3 protein-coding genes are annotated in these 24,792 nt (G+C 28.9%); all 3 read left to right on the top strand.

The genetic code is table 11. From position 1 onward, the window contains the following. Positions 1 to 20: 20 nt before the first annotated feature. Genes ACSYT2_RS08060 through ACSYT2_RS08050 form a run of 3 tightly spaced genes read left to right on the top strand, consistent with a single transcriptional unit; the run spans position 21 to position 24,789 of the window. Positions 21 to 1,373, top strand: coding sequence for a glycosyltransferase (locus ACSYT2_RS08060; RefSeq protein WP_438384498.1), 1,353 nt, complete (start codon positions 21 to 23; stop codon positions 1,371 to 1,373). After that, complete coding sequence (locus tag ACSYT2_RS08055; protein WP_430854712.1) at positions 1,366 to 3,300, top strand: non-ribosomal peptide synthetase; 1,935 nt, start codon at positions 1,366 to 1,368, stop codon at positions 3,298 to 3,300. Before ACSYT2_RS08060 ends, ACSYT2_RS08055 begins: the two co-directional genes overlap by 8 nt. Before the next feature lie 60 nt (positions 3,301 to 3,360). Further along, on the top strand, positions 3,361 to 24,789 hold the full coding sequence (locus ACSYT2_RS08050) for a non-ribosomal peptide synthetase (protein WP_438384495.1): 21,429 nt from the start codon (positions 3,361 to 3,363) through the stop codon (positions 24,787 to 24,789). The last annotated feature ends 3 nt before the right edge of the window (positions 24,790 to 24,792 follow it).

The following is a 24,792-nucleotide window of genomic DNA, read 5'->3' as shown; positions in this document are numbered from 1 at the left end:
GATGCAATGGGGGATAAGAAATGGCAAATATAGTGATTAGTACACATTGGAGTGATGGAGATGTAATCCCATTCATATCTATTGGTAAATATCTAAAAAAAATAGGTCATGAAATAACAATTTTTACTCATTGTTGTTATGAAGAGAGAATAAAAAAAGAAGGAATTAGTTTTGTCCCATGGGATACGCCGGATGAGTATGAACAATTCTTTAATGATTTAGTAACCTATTCAGATATAGTAGCTGGAAAAGAAGATATTCAACATTTTAGAGAAAAGTATGAAAGTGTAGATGTAAGGATGAAAGAATATGAATTGTTAAAACCGTATTGTAAGAAAGATGACACGATTTTACTTGCAAAAAATAGGTCAAGTGTAGCAGCTTTACTCTTATCAGAAAAGTTGAATATTCCAATTATTTGGGTCTATATGAATCCTTTTGAATACGAAAGTATTGAAAGCTTTAATAGTATTAATGGAAAAATGTTACGTGATGAGGCTAATGAATTAAGAGAGCGAATGGGATTAAATCCTATAGAAAGCTGGTTATCTTGGCATAGCTCTCCTAAGATTAAAGTAGGTTTGTGGCCTAAGTGGTATAGAAGTGAAATGGTTAATGAACCAGAGGGGATTAGATTAATTGGATTTCCTTTAGAAACATTAAGTAAGAAGGTTTTATCTATACCAGATGCATTAAAAAAAATATTATTAGAAAATACAGCTCCGATAATAATATCTGGTGGTTCAAGCAAGAAAATAAGGAATGATTTTTATAAAATTTCTATTAAAGCTTGTGCAAATTTAGGTAGGAAGATTATTGTAGCAACTAAATATAAGGAACTATTACCAGATATAATACCTTCAAATGTATATGTATTTGATTACATTCCGTTATACCAAACTTTAGCTTATGCAAGTCTTATTATTAATCACGGGGGTATTGGAACTGTAAGTAATGCAATTAATGCTGGTGTTCCTCAACTTATACTTGCTGATTGCTTAGATAGACCATTAAATGGTTCCATAGTAAAGAAAATAGGAGTAGGTGATTACTTACCTCCTTTAATGTGGAAGGAAGAAAAAATTAGGGAATCTGTTAATAATCTTTTAAGTCAAGATTATAAGGTGAGATGTACTAAGTTTATGGAAAGTAATAGAGAAGATGCTTTTCATAATATAGGTGAAATAATAGAAAGTGCAGAGAAAAACAAAGATTATTACATTAATTACGATAGTATTAAAAAATGCCCTAGAGATATAGATGATATCAATGAAAAAAAGGGAAATATCATTAACTCTAATTCATTATCGAAGGAAATGAAAAGATATTTATTAGAAAAAAATAAAATGAAAAGAGGATTATTGAATGAATAATAATGTTGGAAAACAAATAAAGGAAAAAGAAGTTATTGAAGAAGTTAAAGCGAATATGGATAAAGCTAATATTATAGCTGAGGGTGAGATGAATCTAATTTTAAACGAGTTTAACAATTCTTATGTGGAATATGATAAAGAGAGAACAGTAGTAGATTTATTTGAAGATCAAGTACAAAGAACTCCAGATAATATTGCTCTTGTCTTTGAAAATGAATGTATAACCTATAAGGAACTTAATGAGAAAGCAGACTCCCTTGCTATTATCCTAAGAGAAAAAGGAGTATGCCCTGATGATGTTGTAGGAATCATATCAGATCGTTCAATAAATATGGTAGTTGGAATAATAGGAATATTAAAAGCAGGTGGTGCTTTTTTACCAATAGATTCAGATTATCCTGAAAATAGAATTGAGTATATATTGAATAATAGTCAAGCAAAAATAATATTGATGCAGAATAAGTTTAAAGAACTAATAAATATAGAAATGACTATATGTGATTTAGATGATGAAGAGCTATATAAGTGTAGAAACATTGATTTAAATAAAATATCTAATATAAATAATTTAGCTTATGTAATATATACATCTGGAACTACAGGAAATCCTAAGGGAGTAATGATAGATAATAACGCATTAACAAATTATATTTTATATGCAAAGAACATGTATTTAAGCGAAGAAGAACTATATATGCCACTATACACTTCAATATCCTTTGATTTAACTATAACTTCAATTTTCACTCCATTAATTAGTGGTAATAAAGTAGTTATATATGGTGAAAAGAATATTGATACTTTAATGAAAAAGGTATTTCAATCAAAAGGAAATGCAGTAATAAAAGTGACACCAGCACATTTAAGCCTATTAAAAGAAATATCCAATGTAAATAAAGATATTAAAAAATTTATAGTTGGTGGAGAGGAATTAAAAGAAGAATTAGCTAGAGATGTGAGTGATATATTCTGTAACAATATAGATATAATAAATGAATATGGGCCTACAGAAGCTACTGTTGGATGTATAGCACACAAGTTCGACTATACAAAAAAATACGATAAAACAGTATTAATAGGAAGACCAATAAATAACTTTAAAATTTATATTGTAGATACAAAGAATGATATAGTGCCTATAGGTGTTATAGGAGAAATATGTATAAGTGGAAATGGACTTGCAAGAGGATATTTGAATAACGATAAGTTAACGGAAGAAAAGTTCTTGAACAATCCATATAAATTAGGCGAAAGAATGTATAAAACAGGAGATCTTGCAAGATGGCTACCTGATGGCAATATAGAGTATTTAGGAAGAATTGATGATCAGGTAAAGGTTAGAGGATTTAGAATTGAATTAGGAGAAATTGATAATGCCATAAGGAAAATTGAGGGTGTAAGGGATGTTGCTATAAAAGTTAGAAAAAATAGTAATGATGAAAACGAAATCAATGCTTATATTATTTCTAATAATGAATCAATAATTAAAAAAATAATGGCAGATCTAAAATTATATTTACCTAAATACATGATTCCAGGAAAAATGATGGTAATAGATAATTTTCCACTGACATCAAACGGAAAGATAGATAAAAAAGCATTACCTGAAATAAAAGAAATTAGTGAAAGTATATATAATGAATCAATTAATCCATTAGAGCAGGAAATACTAAATTTATGGAAGGAAATGTTAGATGTTAAGGAGATAGGGATTGATGATAACTTTCTTGAAGTCGGTGGACATTCACTAATTGCAACTAAAATGGTATATAAAATTAATGACATATATGAAGTTGATTTATCTTTAGTAGAGTTTCTTACTATTGGGTTAACTGTAAGAGCTCTATCAAATTTAATTGAAGAAAAGTTATTTGATTCAATTAGTGAAGAGGATCTGGAAAGCATGTTAAGGGAAATTGATAATTAAAGTTAAGTAAGTACTTGTTAACTCAATTGATATAGTTAAAAATCGGGGGTATGAGAAGATATGGAAGAGAAAAAGCATCAAGATTTACAAAGAAGAGCACTACTAAATTCAATATTAGAGAAGAAAAAAAATAAAAATATATCATTAAATTCAATAGAAATATTAAAAAGAAATGAAGGGAAAAATTATTTCCTTTCATCCTATGAGCAAAAAAGATTATGGTTTATAAATAAATTAAATACAGAAAGTATTACTTACAATATACATTTTGGATTTCGAATTTATGGAAATTTAAAAGTAGATGTACTTCAAGAAGCAATTAATGCCATAGCCATGGAGCAAGAATCATTAAGAACTAAATTTAAATATATTAATGATGAATTAATGCAAGTAGTTGATCCATATTTTACTGAGAAAATAAAAAATATTGATTTATCAAATGTTGATTCGGAAATTATTGAGGAGGAAGTAAAAAGAGTTGCGAAAGAGGAATCTTACAAATCTTTTGACTTGGAAAATGGACCTTTGGCTAGGTTTATATTAATTCAAATTGCACCGAATGAAAGAATATTTATCGTAGTAATTCATCATATTATATTTGATGGGTGGTCTATGGGGGTTTTTTACAAAAGTCTATCTGAAAAATATAACAAATTATGCAATGGTAAATATTCAGTAAATCAAGAGAAAAGAGCGCAATATGCAGATTATGCAAAGTGGCAAAGAAAAGAATTATCTAGAAGTAAAATGGAAAAGCAGTTTGAGTACTGGAAAAATAAATTAGAAGATATTGATCAAAGCGTAGAATTTCCTACGGATAAAAAACGTCCATCAATGCTAACAAACAATGGTGATGTTGTATTTTTTGAATTAGAGAAGGATACTGTAAATAATTTGAAAAAATATTCAACTAAATGTAATTGTACAGTTAATACAATTTTATTATCTGTTTTTAAATCCTTAGTTTATAAGTATACAAAACAAAATAATATAACTGTAGGAACAGCAGTTGCTAATAGGAAAGTAGATGGAATAGAAAATATTATTGGTTTTTTTGTCAATACAATAGTTTTAAACACTGAAATTAATGGAGATATGAAGTTTTCTGAGGTACTAAAAAAAGTAAGAGATACATCCTTGGAGGCATATGATAATGAAGAGTTTCCTTTTAATCAATTAGTGGAGAGAATTAATCCGTTAAGAGATAGTAGTAGAAATCCATTTTTTCAACTAATGTACACATATCAAAATACCCCAAAGTCTAAAGTAGAACTGCAGGACTTAAGAGTTGAGGAATATGCTTTAGGAAGTAGAAGATCAGCTGTTGATATAACATTGAACATTGAAGAGAATGAAAACAGGATATTTGGAGTTTTCGAATATAATTCTAATTTATTCTATAAAGACACTATACAGAGGATTTGTAATCAATTTAAGTTGATTATCGAAGATATTCTTAAGGATGATAATAAAAGAGTAGATGATATTTCAATAATAAATCAAGAAGAAAAAAATCTTATTTTAAATAAATTTAATGATACCTATGTCTATTATGATAAAGAAAGAACAGTAGTAGATATATTTGAAGAGCAGGTAGAAAAAACACCAAATAATATAGCTGTTGTATATGAAAATGAAAAATTAACTTATAAGGAATTGAATGAAAAAGTAAACATATTAGGAGATAAGCTGCGTAAGTTTGGAATAAAATCAGATGATTTTATAGGGATTTCAACAGAGCGAAGCTTAGAAATGTTAATTGGAATTTTAGCAACAGTGAAAGCAGGTGCTGCGTATGTTCCAATTGATCCAAAGTACCCAGAAGATAGGATAAATTATATTATTTCTGATTGTAGACCAAAGATTTTATTGACCTATAAGTCTGATACTGAAATTAAAGGAATACCATCTATGGATTTAGCTAACTACAAAATATTTGAAGGTAATCCTAAAAATTTAGAAAAGATTAATAGTTCAGATGATTTGTTATGTTTAATATATACTTCTGGAACTACTGGAAAACCAAAAGGAGTAATGATTAAGCATAGTAACATGGTTAATTATTGTTTAAAAAGTGAAAATAGTGCATTGAATGGTGTGTTCAAAAGAAACTTAAAGAATATGGGTTCTGTAACTAATATGACATTTGATATTTTTGGAACAGAATCAATATTGGTATTAGCAAATGGAATGACAACATTTATTGCTAATAGCGATGAGCAAGAAGATGTTGAATATTTAAGCTCTTTTATTGAAAGAAATAGTATCGAGATATTGCAAACTACTCCAAGTAGAATAAAGATATTATTATCAAAGCCAGAAAGGCTTAAAAATCTGAATTCACTAAAATATATTATTTTATGTGGAGAAAAGGTAGAGAGTGATATAGTAAATAAATTACATGAGTATACAAATGCAATAGTTGAAAATGCATATGGGCCATCAGAAACAACAATACTTTCAACAGCAAATGAATTATTGTCTGAAATAATAGAGGATAATGTATCTATTGGTAAGCCAATTTCAAATACACAAGTCTATATATTAGAAAACTCAAATCTTTTAGGAATTGGGGTTCCAGGGGAACTATGTATTGCAGGAGATGGAGTAGCAAAAGGATATTTAAATAGAACTGAGCTTACAGAAGAGAAGTTTATTAACAACCCATATGGTGAGGGGACTTTATATAGAACAGGTGACTTAGCAAGGTGGCTACCTAATGGAAATATTGAGTATTTAGGAAGAATAGATGAACAGGTTAAGATTAGAGGGTATAGAGTAGAGCTTGGAGAAATTGCAAGTGTATTAGGAAAGGTTAAGAATATACTAGATGTAGCTGTTATAACAAAAGAAGATTCAAGTGGTGAAAAAGCAATTTATGCTTATTTAGTTTCTGATAAAAATATAGATATTAAGAGTGTTAGAAAAGAGATTCGTAAAGTGCTACCAGAATATATGATACCTGCATATATGATGCAGATAGAAGAAATACCTGTAAATAGAAATGGAAAACTAGATAAAAGGGCATTACCAGATATATTGGAAGAAAATATAAAAGAGTATATTTCTCCAAGGAATGAGATGGAGAGTATTATTACTAGAATTTTTGAAGAAGTTGTTGGAAGGAAGAATATAAGTGTAGATTCAGATTTCTTTGAGATAGGAGGACATTCTTTAAGAGCGACAAAAGTAGCTAATAGGATTGAAGTGGAAACTGGCATAAGGATACCAATAAAAATAATATTTGCAGAGAGAACAGCAGAGTCAATAGCAAAATATCTAGAAAGTTATGAAAGTAAAGAATGCGCTGGAATAGAAAAGGCAGAGACAAAGGAATACTATCCAATGTCTTCAGTTCAAAAGAGAATCTATTTGATTTGGCAAATGGAGAAAGAAAGTATAGCTTATAATATGCCTTCATACTATAAGTTAAAAGGTAGAGTAAGAGTAGAGGATATAGAAAAATCATTAAATGAGCTTATTAATCGTCATGAAATACTAAGAACATCTTTTGTAATGAAAGATGGGGATCTTGTACAAAAGATATTGAATAAAGTAGAAATAGATTATTCATACGAGGAAAGTATAAATGGAATAACTGAAATTATTAGTGAGTTCACAAAACCATTTGATTTAAATGTAGGCAAGCTATTGAGGGTGAAGGTAGTAAAAAGGGAGGAAGAATATTATCTACTTATAGATATGCATCATATAGTTAGTGATGGAATGAGTATTGGAATTTTTATTAAAGAGTTTTCGGCCATTTATAATGGGATAGAACTTGAAGAACTTAGTTTACAGTATAAAGATTATAGTGAATGGATGAGGGGGAGAAATCTAGAAAATCAAAAAGCATATTGGATAAGTCAATTTGAAGACAAAGCTCCAGTAATTGATCTTCCATATGATTACAAAAGACCTGCTGAACAGAGTTATGAAGGAGCCACAACTAGTATTGAGTTTCATCAAGAAGTAAAGAATGGAATAGCAGAGTTGTGTACCATAACTGGTGCAACAGAATACATGGTACTTTTAGCAGCATTTTTTGTAGTTCTAAATAAGTATACTCGCCAAGAGGATATAGTTGTTGGAGCACCAATATCAGGAAGAACCAATAAAGATATGGAATCTATGATGGGGATGTTTGTAAACACCCTTGCTATTAGGGAAAGACCAGCGACAGAAAAAAGTTTTATTAATTTTTTATATGAAATTAAAGAAAGTTGTCTTAAGGCATATGAACATCAAGAATATCCATTTGAAGAATTAGTAGAAGAAGTAGAAGTTAGAAGAGATTTTTCCAGAAATCCTTTATTTGATGTAATGTTTGGCTTACAAAATAACGAGGAAGTAAATCTTCTAATGAATGATGTTAAAGTAGAACAGATATGGGGTGAAGTTAGAATATCTAAGTTTGATCTTAGTTTAATGATACAAAGTAATAAAGATGGTTACTTTGTAGGTACAGAATATTGTACAGCATTATTTAAAGAGGAGACAATAACTAAACTTCTAATTCATTTTAAGCAAACTCTTTACAAAGTAATATCAAATCCTAAAATACTTATAGGTGAAATTGAAATTATAACAGAAGAAGAAAAAGAATTAATTTCAACAAATTTTAATAATACCCATAGGGAATACGAGAAAGAAAAAACAGTAGTAGATCTTTTTGAAGAACAGGTGAAAAAGACACCAAATAATATTGCTGTAGTATTTGAAGATGAAGAAATAACATATAAAGAACTTAATAAAAGAGCGAATTCATTAGCTAGGATATTAAGAAAAAAAGGCGTAGGGTCAGATGTTGTTGTTGGAATTATGGTAGAACGTTCTGTAGAAATGATAGTAAGTATTATTTCTATATTAAAAGCAGGAGGAGCCTATTTACCAATAGACTTGTCATACCCAAAGGAAAGAGTTGAATTTATATTACAAAATAGTAGATGCAAAGTTCTTTTAACACAAAAGAATATACTTGAAGATATAGTATTTGAAGGCAACGTGATTTGTGTAGAGGAAGAGAGCTTATATCAAGAGAGCAGTAGAAATTTAATCAAAAAGTCCAACACTGATGATCTTGTATATATAATATATACATCTGGAACAACAGGGGAACCTAAGGGCGTTATGTTTAAAAATAGTAGTATTGCTAATTTAATAAATTTTGAAATTAAAGATACTAATATTGAATTGAAGACCAGAGTATTGCAATTTGCAAATTTAGGATTTGATGTAGCAAGTCAAGAAATATTATCTACTTTATTAGCAGGTGGAGAATTATATTTAATCAAAGAGGAAATGAGAACGGACGTTCCTAAAATGTTAGATTTTATAGATGAAAAACAAATAAAAACAGTATTTTTCCCAACAGCATATTTTAAGTTGTTACAATCAGAAACTAAATATATAGAAAGTATTATTAAATATGTTAACCATATTGTTGTAGCAGGAGAACAGTTAACTTTAACTGATGAACTAAAAGAGCTAATCAGAAGTAATAAAATAAATATTCATAATCACTATGGTCCTTCAGAGAGTCATGTTGTTACAACTTCTACAATAACTTCTACAAATAATCTTAAGAGTATCCCAACTATCGGAAGACCTATAAGTAACAATAAAATATATATTTTAGATAATAGTATGAATTTAGCACCAATTAATGTAAAAGGAGAAATGTATATAGCAGGTGCAGGAGTTGCAAGAGGGTATTTGAATAATGATAAGTTAACAAAAGAAAAATTTATAGACAATCCATATAAACCGGAAGAAGTAATGTATAAAACTGGGGATTTGGCAAGATGGCTTCCAGACGGAAATATTGAATATTTAGGAAGAGTCGATGAACAAGTTAAAATAAGAGGATTTAGAATTGAACTTGGAGAAATTGCAAATGTATTGATGAAAATTAGCTATATAAAAGATGTAGCGATTATAACAAGACAAGATATAAATGGCGAGAAATTAATTCATGGATATGTAGTTTCAGATGAAAATGTAGATTTTAAGGAAGTTAGAAAAGAGCTACGAAAAGAATTACCTGATTACATGGTACCTTCATATATGATGAAGATAGTGGAGATACCATTAAATAGAAATGGAAAAGTAGATAAAAGGGCACTACCAGATATAATTGAAGAAGAAAAAGAAGAATATATTGCTCCGAGAAATGAGATAGAGAATATCGTAATTGAGATTTTCCAGGATGTAATTGGAAGAAGTAAAATTAGTGTAGACTCTGATTTCTTTGAAGTAGGAGGACATTCATTAAGAGCAACCAAAGTAGTAAATAGAATTGAAGTTGAAACGGGAATAAGAATTCCTATAAAAGTAATTTTCTCGGAGAGAACAGCAGAGTCTATAGCAAGATATATAGAAAAGTATGAAAATAAAAATTGTGAATTTATACCGAAAGCAGAAGAAAAGAAATATTATCCAATGTCTTCAGCTCAAAGGAGAATGTATTTAATTTGGCAAATGGATAAAGAAAGTCTAGCTTACAATATGCCTGCATGCTATAGGCTAGAGGGGGAGGTAAGAGAAGATAGTATAAAGGCTGCATTCCAAAGAATGATAGACCGTCATGAAATATTAAGAACATCTTTTATTATAAAAGATGGGGAGCTTGTACAGAAAATTTTAGAAAAAGTTAATGCAGAATATTCTTACGATAATAATATAAGTGAAGTTTCAGAAATTCTTCAAGACTTTACAAAACCATTTGCTTTAGATGAAGGAAATCTAATAAGGATGAAAGTAGTAAAGAGTGTAGAAGAATACTATTTACTTCTAGATATGCATCATATAGTTAGTGATGGAATGAGTATGGGAATTTTTATTGATGAATTTTCAACTCTTTATAATGGGGGAGAACTTAAATCTCTTAGTTTACAGTATAAAGATTATAGTGAGTGGATGGGTAGAAGAAATTTAGATAGTCAGAAAGAATACTGGATAAATAAATTTGCGGATAAAGCACCAGCACTAGAACTTCCCTATGACTACAGTAGACCCACAGAGAAAAACTATGAAGGCTCAATAGAAAACATGGACCTACAGCAAGAAATTAAAAATGGAATAAAAGAATTATGTAGGATTACTGGAGCTACAGAATATATGATATTTTTATCAGCATTCATGGTAGTTTTAAATAAATATACTCATCAAGAAGATATTGTTGTAGGAACGCCTATATCTGGTAGAAACAATAAAGATACAGAATCTATGATGGGAGTATTTATAAATACTCTTGCTATGAGAGGAGAACCTGAGTCTAAAAAAAGCTTTATTGATTTTATAGATGAGGTAAAGGAAAGTTCTCTTAGGGCTTATGAAAATCAAGAATATCCTTTCGAAGACCTAGTTGAAACAATAGAAGTTAGAAGGGATCTTTCTAGAAATCCTTTATTTGATGTAATGTTTGGATTGCAAAACAATGAAGACTTTAATCTTGTAATGGGTAATGTCTCAGCAAATCCAATATGGGGTGAATATAGAATATCTAAGTTTGATCTTAGTGTGAATATTGGAAATAAAGAAGATGGCTACTTTGTATGCGCAGAATATTGTACAGCCTTATTTAAGAGTGAAACTATAAATAGATTATTAGTTCATTTTAAAGAAGTTCTTTGTAAAGTAATTTCTAATCCCAAAATTCTTATAGGTGAAATTAAAATGATAACAAAAGAAGAGGAGGATATAATTTTAAAGAATTTTAATGATACCTATGTAGAATACAATGAAGAAAAAACATTAGTTGATATCTTTGAAGAACAGGTAAAAAGGACACCGAAGAATATAGCAGTAGTATATGAGGAAGAACAACTAACTTACGAGGAATTAAATGAAAAGGCAAATATATTAGCTAGGACTTTAAGAAGCAATGGAGTTGGAAGTGATAACGTAGTAGCGATAATGATAGATCGTTCAATTGAAATGATAGTAGGAATAATTGGAGTATTAAAATCAGGTGCTGCATATTTGCCAATAGATCCTAGTCATCCAAATAATAGAATAGAGTATATGTTAAAGAATAGTAATACAAATATTTTATTAAGTATACCGAGTTTATTTAGTAGGATTAATTTTGATGGAATTGTATTAGATATATCAAAAGAAGAAATAAATGATAAAGAAATAAGTAACTTAAATAATATAAATAAATCAAGTGATTTAGCCTATATAATATATACTTCAGGAACTACGGGAATACCCAAAGGAGTTATGGTAGAGCATAAAAGTGTAGTTAATTTAGTATCTTCATTAAAAGAGTTTATCTACAATAAATATGAAGGTAATTTAAAAGTAGCGTTAGTAGCTAATTATGCTTTTGATGCCTCAGTTCAACAGATTTTTCCTTGTTTAACATTAGGAAATACATTATATATTGTTGATGATAATGCAAGAATGAACGGAGATGATTTAGTAAGATTTTATTTGGAAAACCAAATAGAGATAACAGATGGTACGCCAATACATTTATCAATGATGTGTAATTCTAGGTTATTAGAAAGCAGTAAAATAAAATTAAAGCATATGATAATTGGTGGAGATAAACTTTTAAAGGATACCTTAAAAAATATATATAGCAAATTAAAATCAAACAAAATTAATATAACAAATGTATACGGGCCAACAGAATGTTGTGTTGATACTACTTATCAAAATATAGACTCAAAAAATATTGATATATTCAGAGATATTCCAATTGGAAAACCATTAAACAACTACAATGTATATATATTAAATAAACAAGGTCAAGTAGTTCCAATAGGAATTTCAGGAGAATTATATGTAAGTGGAGATGGATTAGCTAGAGGATATCTAAATAATAAAGAACTAACAAATGAAAAGTTTATAGATAATCCATATAAGTTAGGTCAAAAGATGTATAAAACAGGTGACTTAGCAAAATGGCTTTCTGATGGGAGTATTGAATATTTAGGAAGAATTGATGACCAAGTAAAGATAAGAGGATTTAGAATAGAGCTTGGGGAAATAGTTAATCAATTGCGTAGAATTTCATATATAGAAGATGCAGCAGTAATAACAAGGGAAGATTCAAATGGTGAAAAAGCAATTTATGCATATGTAGTCTCCAAATCTGATTTAGACCTTTTGGAAGTTAGAAAAGAGATTCGTAAAGAGCTACCTGATTATATGGTACCTTCTTATATGATGAAGATAGATTCTATACCTATGACTAGAAATGGTAAGTTAGATAAAGGAGCACTACCAGATATTGTTGAGGAAAATATAGAAGAATATATTGCTCCAAGAAACGAGATAGAGAAAATAATAGTTAAAACTTTTCAAGATGTTCTTGGAAGAAATAAAGTTAGTGTTTATGCTGATTTCTTTGAAGTAGGAGGACATTCTCTAAGAGCAACAAAAATAGTGAACAGAATTGAAGCGGAAATAGGGATGAGGATACCAATAAAGGTGATTTTTTCCCACAGAACTCCTGAAGCTATTGCAAGATATATTGAAGAAACTGAAAAAACAGAGTATGAGTTTATACCAAAAGCAGAAAAAAAGAAATTTTATGAATTATCTTCAGCACAAAGGAGAATGTATTTAATTTGGCAGATGGATAAGGAAAGTACAGTTTATAATATGGCAGCATGCTATAAACTAGATGGGGAAGTAAAAGAAAATGAAATAAAGAATTCCTTAGAAAAAATCATAAGCCGTCATGAAATATTAAGAACTTGCTTTATAACTAATGAAGGACACTTTGTACAAAAAGTTTTAGATAAAGTAGATATAGACTATTCATATGAGGAATGTAGGGAAGAAATATCTAAAGTTATTAAGGCCTTTACAAAGCCATTCGATTTAGAAAAGGGTAATCTAATAAGAATGAAAGTGGTAAAAAGTAAAGAAGAATATTATTTGTTAATAGATATGCATCATATAGTGAGTGATGGTATGAGTAGTGGAATTTTTATAAAGGAATTCTCAATTATTTATAACGGTGGAGAACTTGATGCGCCTACTTTACAATATAAGGACTATAGCGAATGGATGAGAATAAGAAATCTAGAAAACCAGAAAGAATACTGGATAAGCCAATTTGAGGATGAGGTACCGATAATTGATCTACCATATGATTATAAGAGACCGGTTGAGAAAAGTTTCAAAGGCTCAATGGCTAGTATTGTGATAGGGGAAGAAGTTAAGAATGGAATAAAAGAACTATGTAGAACTACTGGAACAACTGAGTATATGTTACTTTTAGCTTCATTTATGGTAGTGCTAAATAAGTATACTCGCCAAGAAGATATTGTTGTGGGAACTCCTGTATCAGGTAGAACAAATAAGGATATGGAATCTATGATGGGAGTATTTATAAATACTCTAGCAATGAGAGGAAGACCAGAGGATAAAAAGAGTTTCATTAATTTCCTAGAGGAAGTAAAGGAAAGTTGCCTTAAGGCATATGAGAATCAAGAATATCCTTTTGAAGAGTTAGTTGATGTAGTAGAGGTTAGAAGAAATTTTTCAAGAAATCCTTTATTTGATGTAACTTTTGGAGTGCAAAATAATGAGAAATTTGAATTAAAATTAAATGATTCACAAATTGAAGAGGTATGGGGAGAGCATATAATATCAAAGTTTGATCTTAGTGTTATTATTGAAGGTAACCAAGGAGAGTATTTTGTAAATGCAGAATATTCCACAGAATTGTTTAAAGAGGAGACTATAAAGGGACTACTAGCTCATTTTAAAGAAGTTCTTTGCAAAATAATAGCTACTCCAGAAATGCTTATAGGTGAAATTCAAGCTATAACAAAAGAAGAAGAAGATTTAATTTTAAATAAGTTTAATGATACCTATGTAGAGTATGATAAAGAAAAAACAGTAGTAGATTTATTTGAAGAACAGGTATCAGGTTTATCAAATAAGGTAGCGGTAGTATATGAAAAGGAGAAGTTAACTTATGAAGAATTAAATGAGAAATCAAATATATTAGGACTAAAGCTACGAGAATTAGGCATAAAACCAAATGATTTTGTAGCAATTGTAGCAGAAAGAAGTTTAGAAATGGTAATTGGTATTTTAGCAATCATAAAAGCTGGAGCAGCATACGTGCCAATTGATCCAAAATATCCAGAAGAAAGAATAAACTACATTCTTTCCGATTGCAAAGCAAAAGTTTTATTAACATATAAGGCAGAGGTAAAGTTTGAAGAAGTATTACAAATTAATCTTGCTGATAATAAAACTTTTGAAGGGGAAGGAAAAAATATTGAGAAAGTTAATACATCAGAGGATTTATTATATTTGATATACACTTCAGGAACTACTGGAAAGCCAAAGGGAGTAATGGTTAAGCATAGCAATATAATTAATTATTGTTCTAATAATGATAAGAGTACGATGTCAGGAGTTCTTAGGAGTAAACTAAATAATATGGGTTCTGTAACTAATATGTGCTTTGATATTTTTGCAACAGAAATAATATTTGTATTTGTAAACGGAATGACTACATTTATAGCTAATAGTGATGAACAGGTAGATATTAATTATCTAAGTTCATTTATTGAAAGAAATAAAGTAGAGATATTACAAACAACACCAAGTAGGGTAAGAATACTATTGTCACAACCAGAAAAGCTTAAAGAGTTAAGGTCTCTTAGGTATATTATAGTTGGTGGAGAAGTAGTAGAGAGAGATCTAGTTGACAAAGTGCATGAATATACAGATGCCGTAGTTGTAAATGGATATGGACCATCAGAAACAACTATAAGCTCAACAGCTAATGAGATATCACGAGAAACAATAGAAAATAATATTTCTATTGGTAAACCTATTGCAAATACACAAGTATATATACTTCAAAGATTGAATCTTTGTGGGATTAATGTTCCAGGAGAGTTATGTATTGCAGGAGATGGAGTAACTAAGGGCTATCTTAACAAACCAGAGCTTACAGCAGAAAAGTTCATTGATAATCCTTATGGAGAAGGAAAGTTATATAGAACGGGTGATCTAGCAAGATGGCTTTCTGATGGAAATATAGAATATTTGGGGCGTATTGACGAGCAAGTTAAGATTAGAGGTTTTAGAATTGAACTTGAAGAAATAGCAAATGTATTACACAAAATAGAATATGTAAATAATGTAGCTATTATAACAAAAGAAGACGGAAGTGGAGAAAAAGCAATTTATGCCTATATAGTTTCGGATATAAATATAGATTTAAAAGAGATAAAAAAGGAAATTCGTAAAGAATTACCAGACTATATGGTTCCAGCATATATTATGCAAATAGAAGAAATACCTGTAACTAGAAATGGTAAGGTAGATAAAAAAGCACTACCAGAGATAGAAGAAAAAAATAAAGATGAATATATTGCTCCGGAAAGTGAGTTAGAGAAAAGAGTTGTTAGAGTTTTTGAAGATGTAATTGGTAGAAGTAATATAAGTGCAGATGCCGACTTCTTTGAAATAGGCGGTCATTCTTTAAGGGCAACAAAAGTAGCAAATAGGATTGAAGCTGAAACTGGAGTAAGAATAACTATAAAAACAATTTTCAATGAGAGAACAGCAATAGCCATAGCAAGATATATAGAAAAATCTGAAATTAAAGAATATCATTCCATAGAAAAGGCTAAAGAAAAAAAATATTATCAAATGTCATCTGCACAAAAAAGAATGTATTTAATTTGGCAAATGGATAAAGAAGGCCTAGTTTACAATATGCCTACCTGTTATAAGTTAGAAGGTAATGTAAAACCTAATAATATAAAAAATGCATTAGAAAAGATGATAGAACGTCATGAAATATTAAGAACATCTTTTGTAATTGATGATGGGGAGTTTGTACAAAAGATTTTATATAATTTAGAGGCGGATTATTCTTATGAAGAGAATATAAATGAATTATCAGAAATACTCAATACATTTATAAAGCCATTTGCTTTGGATGAAGGCAACCTTGTGAGAATGAAGGTTGTAAAGAATATGGGGGATTACTATTTACTTATAGATATGCACCATATAGTTAGTGATGGAATGAGTATTGGAATTTTCCTTAAAGAATTTTCAACTATCTATAATGGTGGAGAACTTGAAGAATTAAGTTTACAGTATAAAGATTATAGTGAATGGATGAAAGATAGAAGTATAGAAAATCAGAAGGAGTATTGGGTGAGCCAATTTGAAGACGAAGTACCAGTAATAGATCTTCCTTATGATTATAAGAGACCAGTTGAGCAAAGTTATGAAGGGGCAATTACTAGCATTAATCTATATCAAGAAATAAAAGATGGAATAAAGGAATTGTGTAAAACTACTGGAACAACTGAATATATGTTACTTTTAGCTTCGTTTATGATAGTGCTAAATAAGTATACTCGTCAAGAAGATATTGTTGTAGGAACTCCTGTATCAGGTAGAACAAATAAGGATATGGAATCTATGATGGGAGTATTTATAAATACTCTTGCAATGAGAGGAAGACCAGAGGAAAAGAAGAGTTTCATTAATTTTCTAGAGGAAGTAAAGGAAAGTTGCCTTAAGGCATATGAGAATCAAGAATATCCTTTTGAAGAGTTAGTTGATGTAGTAGAGGTTAGAAGAGATTTTTCAAGAAATCCTTTATTTGATGTAACCTTTGGAGTGCAAAATAATGAGGAATTTGATATTTCAATGGATGAAATTAAAATAAGTCAAGTTAGTGGAGAACATAGAATATCAAAATTTGATCTTAGTGTAGTAATAGAAGATAGTGAAGATAGTTACTTTTTATGTGCAGAATATTGCACAGCATTGTTTAAAGAGGAGACTATAAAGGGACTACTAGCTCATTTCAAAGAAGTTCTTTGCAAAATAATAGCTACTCCAGAAATGCTTATAGGTGAAATTCAAGCTATAACAAAAGAAGAAGAAGATTTAATTTTAAATAAGTTTAATGATACCTATGTAGAGTATGATAAAGAAAAAACAGTAGTAGATTTATTTGAAGAACAGGTATCAGGTTTATCAAATAAGGTAGCGGTAGTATATGAAAAGGAGAAGTTAACTTATGAAGAATTAAATGAGAAATCAAATATATTAGGACTAAAGCTACGAGAATTAGGCATAAAACCAAATGATTTTGTAGCAATTGTAGCAGAAAGAAGTTTAGAAATGATAATTGGTATTTTAGCAATCATAAAAGCTGGAGCAGCATACGTGCCAATTGATCCAAAATATCCAGAAGAAAGAATAAACTACATTCTTTCCGATTGCAAAGCAAAAGTTTTATTAACATATAAGGCAGAGGTAAAGTTTGAAGAAGTATTACAAATTAATCTTGCTGATAATAAAACTTTTGAAGGGGAAGGAAAAAATATTGAGAAAGTTAATACATCAGAGGATTTATTATATTTGATATACACTTCAGGAACTACTGGAAAGCCAAAGGGAGTAATGGTTAAGCATAGCAATATAATTAATTATTGTTCTAATAATGATAAGAGTACGATGTCAGGAGTTCTTAGGAGTAAACTAAATAATATGGGTTCTGTAACTAATATGTGCTTTGATATTTTTGCAACAGAAATAATATTTGTATTTGTAAACGGAATGACTACATTTATAGCTAATAGTGATGAACAGGTAGATATTAATTATCTAAGTTCATTTATTGAAAGAAATAAAGTAGAGATATTACAAACAACACCAAGTAGGGTAAGAATACTATTGTCACAACCAGAAAAGCTTAAAGAGTTAAGGTCTCTTAGGTATATTATAGTTGGTGGAGAAGTAGTAGAGAGAGATCTAGTTGACAAAGTGCATGAATATACAGATGCTGTAGTTGTAAATGGATATGGACCATCAGAAACTACTATAAGCTCAACAGCTAATGAGATATCACGAGAAACAATAGAAAATAATATTTCTATTGGTAAACCTATTGCAAATACACAAGTATATATACTTCAAAGATTGAATCTTTGTGGGATTAATGTTCCAGGAGAGTTATGTATTGCAGGAGATGGAGTAACTAAGGGCTATCTTAACAAACCAGAGCTTACAGCAGAAAAGTTCATTGATAATCCTTATGGAGAAGGAAAGTTATATAGAACGGGTGATCTAGCAAGATGGCTTTCTGATGGAAATATAGAATATTTGGGGCGTATTGACGAGCAAGTTAAGATTAGAGGTTTTAGAATTGAACTTGAAGAAATAGCAAATGTATTACACAAAATAGAATATGTAAATAATGTAGCTATTATAACAAAAGAAGACGGAAGTGGAGAAAAAGCAATTTATGCCTATATAGTTTCGGATATAAATATAGATTTAAAAGAGATAAAAAAGGAAATTCGTAAAGAATTACCAGACTATATGGTTCCAGCATATATTATGCAAATAGAAGAAATACCTGTAACTAGAAATGGTAAGGTAGATAAAAAAGCACTACCAGATATAATAGTCGAGAGTGTGGAAGAATACATGCCTCCAGAAAGTGAGGTTGAAAAAACTTTAGTAGAAATATGGCAAAGTGTATTAGGAGTAAAGACTATTGGTATTAATGATGATTTCTTTAACTTAGGTGGAGATTCTATAAAGGCAATCCAAGTAATATCTAGAGCTAAAACGAAAGGGTATTATTTTGAAGTGAAAAATTTATTCTCAAATTCTACTATAAGAGATTTAAGTAAAACTATAAAGCAGAATGTTTTTAAAATTAACCAAGATGAAGTTGTTGGTGAAGTAGAATTAACCCCAATACAAAAATGGTTCTTTGAGATGGATTTTGAAGAAAAACATCACTGGAATCAAGCTACAATGTTATTTAATAGAGAGGGCTTTGATAGGGAATTAATAGAAAAATCATTTAATGCTATAGTTAGCCATCATGATGCTTTAAGAATGATATACGACCTTGAAAATGGTGAAGTAATACAAAAAAATCGATGTATTGATGAAAAACTTTATGACTTAGATATTTATGATTATAGAGAACATGACTATATTGATGAAGATGAAGTTAAAAATATATGTAATAAGATACAGGGCAGTATAAATCTAAAAGAAGGGCCATTGCTTAAGTTAGGCTTATTTAAGAGTAATGAAGGAGACCACTTATTAATAGTAGTGCATCATTTAATTATTGATGGAGTCTCATGGAGAATACTATATGAAGATTTAGAAATGGCATATAGGATGGCTAAGAATGACGAAGAAATAGTACTTCAAGAGAAAACTACTTCATTTAAAGATTGGGCAAGTAAGATAAATAAGTATGCCAATTCTTATGACATTAAGAAGCAGTTAGAGTACTGGAGTAATATTAAAAATAAAGAAATATGTGAAATTCCAAAAGATAAACATTCTAATGGAGCAAAATTCCATAACTTAAGAAATATTGGAATAGAATTAACCAAAGAAGAAACAAAGAGATTATTAAAGTATGCAAATAGAGCATACAATACAGAAATTAATGATATATTACTATCAGCTTTATCAATAACAATAAGTCAATGGACTAAAAACGAGAATACTTTAATTAATTTAGAATCTCATGGAAGAGAAGAAATAATTAAAGAAGTAGATATTACAAGAACAATAGGATGGTTTACATCTCAGTATCCAGTAGTTCTAAAAAATATTGATGGTGATTTAGGCATGTTAATAAAAAATACAAAAGATTTATTAAGGCGAATACCTAACAAAGGAATTGATTATGGAATAATTAGGTACCTTTCTAAGGATGAAATTAAAAATAAGGTAAGTTATACCTTAGAGCCTGAAATATCATTTAATTATTTAGGACAATTTGATGAAGATATGAACAATGATATTTTTAGTACTTCACAGTTAAGCACAGGAGAATCAATTTCTTTAAATAATAAAAGTTTACATTCTATAAACTTCTCAGCGATACTTATGGATAAGAAGTTAAGAATGGATATAATATACAGTGATAATGAGTATAACTCTGAAACTATAGAATTATTAAGTCGCAATTACAAAATAAACCTTGTTGAAATCATTAATCATTGTTTAAGCAAAAAAGAGGGAGAAAAAACAGCAGCAGATATAACAAATGAAAATATAAGCTTATATGAGTTAAAAGCATACTCAAAAGACATAAACAATATTAAAAACATCTACCCGTTAACACCAATGCAAGAAGGGATGTTATATCATACATTAGTTGATGGTAACTCAGAAGCATACCATGAGGTTTTAAGATTAACAATAAAAGGAGAGTTGGATATTGAGATATTAGAAGAGAGTTTTAATAGATTAATATCAAGACATGATATCTTAAGAACTATTTTTGATAGCAAGAATTTTAATAAGAATATGCAGATTGTATTTAATGAGAGAAAAACAAATATAAAGTATAAAGATATAAGTGAAGAAATAATTGATAAAGAAGCTTATATTAATAATATAATTTGTGAAGAAAAGAAAAATAGATTTAACTTGAATGAAGATATTCTTATAAGACTAACTGCAATTAAGGTAGAGAAAGATATATATATATTAATCTTAAGTAATCATCATATTATATTAGATGGATGGTGTGCGGGGATACTAACATTTGATTTATTCAAAATATACAATGGATTAAAGTATGGATATGACCCTAAACTTAAAGAAGTGGCACCATATTCAAATTATATAGAATGGATTAACAAGCAAAATGAAGAAGTAGCTGAAGAATACTGGAGAAATTATCTATTAGAATACAGCGAAGTAGCAGAAATTCCATTTGAAGAAAATTTGAAAGCTGAAGGGTATAAAAATAGTGAAGTTGGCTTTATTTTAGAAGAAGATATAACAAAAAAACTAGAAAAAATAGCGAAGAACAGTAAGGTTACAGTAAATACAATAGTACAAGCTATTTGGTCAGTACTTCTCCACAAATATAATAATAGTAATGATGTTACCTTTGGATATGTTGTATCAGGAAGAAGTCCAGAAGTTAAAGGTATAGAGAATATGATGGGATTATTCATAAATACAATACCATTAAGAGTTAAGATGGAGAATAATATAAGCTTTAAAGAATTACTAATAAATATAAACAACTCTTTTTTAGAAAATAGTGCATATGATTTCTATCCTTTATCAAAAATACAACAATTAAGTGAAGCAAGGGAAAAGCTAATTAATAATATAATGATATTTGAAAATTACCCAGTTGATAATGAAGGCTTAAATAGTGAATTATTATTTGAAAATAACTTGGAGATAACGGATGTTAAGGGATTAGAGCAAACAAATTACAATTTCAATCTAATTGTTGGATATCAAAATATGATTTCAGTAAAATTACAATTTAATGAATTATTATATTCTAAAAATAGTGTAGAAAAAATAAAAGATCATTTTATTAATTTAGTAAATAAGGTTATAGTAGATGAAAATATATTAGTTAAAGATATAGAAATAATAGGTGAATATGAAAGAATTAAATTGTTAACAGAATTTAATGATACAGTTGTAGACTATCCAAGAAATAAAACAATAAAAGACTTATTTGAGGAACAAGTTGAAAAGACCCCAAATAATATTGCAGTTGTATTTGAGGATGAAAAATTAACCTATAAAGAGTTAAATAAAAAAGCAAATATATTAGGATTGAAATTACGAGAAATTGGAATAAAACCAGATGATTTTGTTGCGATTTCCGCAGAAAGAAGTATAGAAATGGTAGTTGGGATTTTGGCAATAATAAAGGCTGGAGGAGCATATGTGCCAATTGATCCTAAATATCCAAATGAAAGAATAAATTACATTATTTCTGACTGTAACCCGAAAGCTATTTTAGTTTATAAAGCTAAAGTTAAATATGAAGGAATACCGGTTATTGATCTTGAGGATAAAAAGATCTTTAAGGGAGAGTCTAAGAATCTCGGAAAGGTAAATACACCAGAGGATTTACTATATTTAATATATACTTCAGGTACAACTGGAAATCCAAAAGGAGTAATGGTTAAGAATATAAATATGGTAAATTACTGTTGGAATAATGAGAAGAGCATACTGAGTAGCGCAATGATGAGTAAATTAACTAATATGGCATGTGTCACCAATATGAGCTTTGATATTTTTGCAACAGAAATTTTCTTGGTATTCTTAAATGGGATGACTACATTTGTAGCAAATAGCAATGAACAAGAAGATTTTGAGTATTTGAATTCCTTTATTGAAAGAAATAGTATAGAAATATTACAAACTACTCCAAGTAGAATAAAGATATTGTTATCTCAGCCAGAAAGGCTTAAAAACCTTAAATCTCTCCAATATATAATGGTAGGAGGAGAAAAGGTAGAGTATGATTTAGTAAAGGAATTACATGAATATACAAATGCAGTAATTGAAAATGTATATGGACCATCTGAAACTACTGTATGGTCAACGGCTAATGAATTATCAAAAAATTTAGAGGCAGATAATATTGCTATTGGTAAGCCTATAGCAAACACGCAAGTTTATATTCTTCAAGATTTAACCCTTTGTGGTATTGGAATACCAGGAGAATTATGTATTGCTGGAGATGGAGTAGCAAAGGGATATCTTAATAAACCTGAACTTACAGCAGAAAAATTTATTGAAAATCCTTATGGGGAAGGAAGGCTGTATAGAACAGGAGATTTAGCAAGATGGCTTTCTAACGGGAATCTAGAGTATTTAGGTCGTATTGATGAGCAAGTTAAAATAAGGGGATTTAGAATTGAACTTGGTGAAATTGCTAACATAATGCGTAAAATTGATTATATAGAGGACGTTGCTGTTATAACAAGAGATAATGAAAAGGGTGAAAAATCAATTTATGGTTATGTAGTTTCTAAGAAAACTGTTAACTTTAAGGATGTTAGAGAGGAAATTCGCAAAGAATTACCAGAGTATATGATTCCATCATATATGATGCAGATTGAAGAAATACCTGTAAATAGAAATGGAAAACTAGATAAGAAAGCCTTGCCTAATATAGTTGAAGTAAATAAAGAAGAATATATTGCACCAAGAAGCCCAAAAGAAATAACTATTTGTAATATATTTGAGGAAATTTTAGATGTTGATAAGGTGGGATTACAGGATAATTTCTTTGAACTTGGTGGGGATTCAATGAAGCTATTAAGACTAATATCTGCATTAAGAAAAGAAGGGTTTGACGTAACATTTAATACTATCAAGACAAGTAAGACTGTAAAAATGTTAGTAGAAAATTTAGGTGTAAGTAGTAGTGAATCTTATGATAAAAAAATAGATAATGAAAATAAGATAGTAATAAATAGAGTTATTGTCCCAAGGGAATTTAAAGAAGATTTTATTAAAACTAAAGTATATGAAAAATTGTATAAATACAATGGTAATATAAATAAAAGTATAGACTGTTACGAGTACGTACCATTAAAAATTCAGCAAGATTTTTTAAATAAAAAATCACCATTTATATCATCATTAGGAGTAGAAATAATAGGAGAAGTATCAAAAGATCAAATATTAAATTCTATAAAGAGTATTATTAATAGTCAGGCAGTATTACGTACAATATACAATAGAGAAAATAATGTTTTAATTGAAGTATTCAAAGAAGATTGGTATATACCTTACTTTAATAGATACGAATATGAAAAAATCTATAATGATATAGGAGGAATTTTTGACTGCGAGGATTTATTTAAAAAAAGTGAGTTGCTATCAAAAGTAGTTGTTATAGAAAAAGATAGTAGTCATCATTTAGTATATTTCTATGTAAATCATGCTCTATGGGACTTTATGACATCTGAAATACTTTTAGACATGTTCAATAATATGCTAACTAACTCTAAGAAATCCTTTGAACCAGAAGAAACATATTATCAATATGTAGATAGAAAAAGAAATAATTCTAAAAGGATAGAAATGTATGATTCTATAGAAAATATTGAAAATAATGTTGAATATTATATGGATAAAATTAGGTGTAATTATGATTATATTTATAAAGTTGTAGTAACTAAAGATCTAGATGAAAATGAAAAGAAAGAATTATTAGAAAATCCAATTAAATGGGTTTTGGAGAAATATTACAATGTTATTAATATAAATGATATTACAGAAATACCATTTACTATGGTTCATCATGCACGTGAAGTAAAAACATTAAATACATTGGGTCTATATGCTGATACTATTCCATGTTTGTACGATACAAGGAAAAAAGAAATAAAGGGATGGGATATTGTAGAAAAAATAAACAGTAATCCTAATGATAGCTTTGAGTTATATAAAGAGAATATATCAGTAGAATCAAATATATTTGAAGAGTTGAGTATTAATGTAACTATTTCAGATTCTAATTATATTAACTTTAAAAATAATATAGTTATGGTTACTGGTAAATATAATGTTGGTGAGATACCAGAAGAAATTCATATGAATATAGACAAAAATATGGTGACAATTTTTTGTTCAGTCTATGCAAAAAAAGAGTTAGAAGAAGAATATATTGTTAAATATGTGAAAAAAAATTTTGATATTGTATAAATA

The sequence above is a fragment of the Clostridium zhoujianii genome (assembly GCF_051590805.1).
Lineage (GTDB): Bacteria > Bacillota > Clostridia > Clostridiales > Clostridiaceae > Clostridium.
This window is presented reverse-complemented; position numbering and strand designations above follow the sequence as displayed.

Coding starts and splice junctions, on each gene's coding strand:
- ACSYT2_RS08060 (WP_438384498.1), top strand. CDS start 21: ATGGCAAATATAGTGATTAGTACACATTGGAGTGATGGAGATGTAATC.
- ACSYT2_RS08055 (WP_430854712.1), top strand. CDS start 1,366: ATGAATAATAATGTTGGAAAACAAATAAAGGAAAAAGAAGTTATTGAA.
- ACSYT2_RS08050 (WP_438384495.1), top strand. CDS start 3,361: ATGGAAGAGAAAAAGCATCAAGATTTACAAAGAAGAGCACTACTAAAT.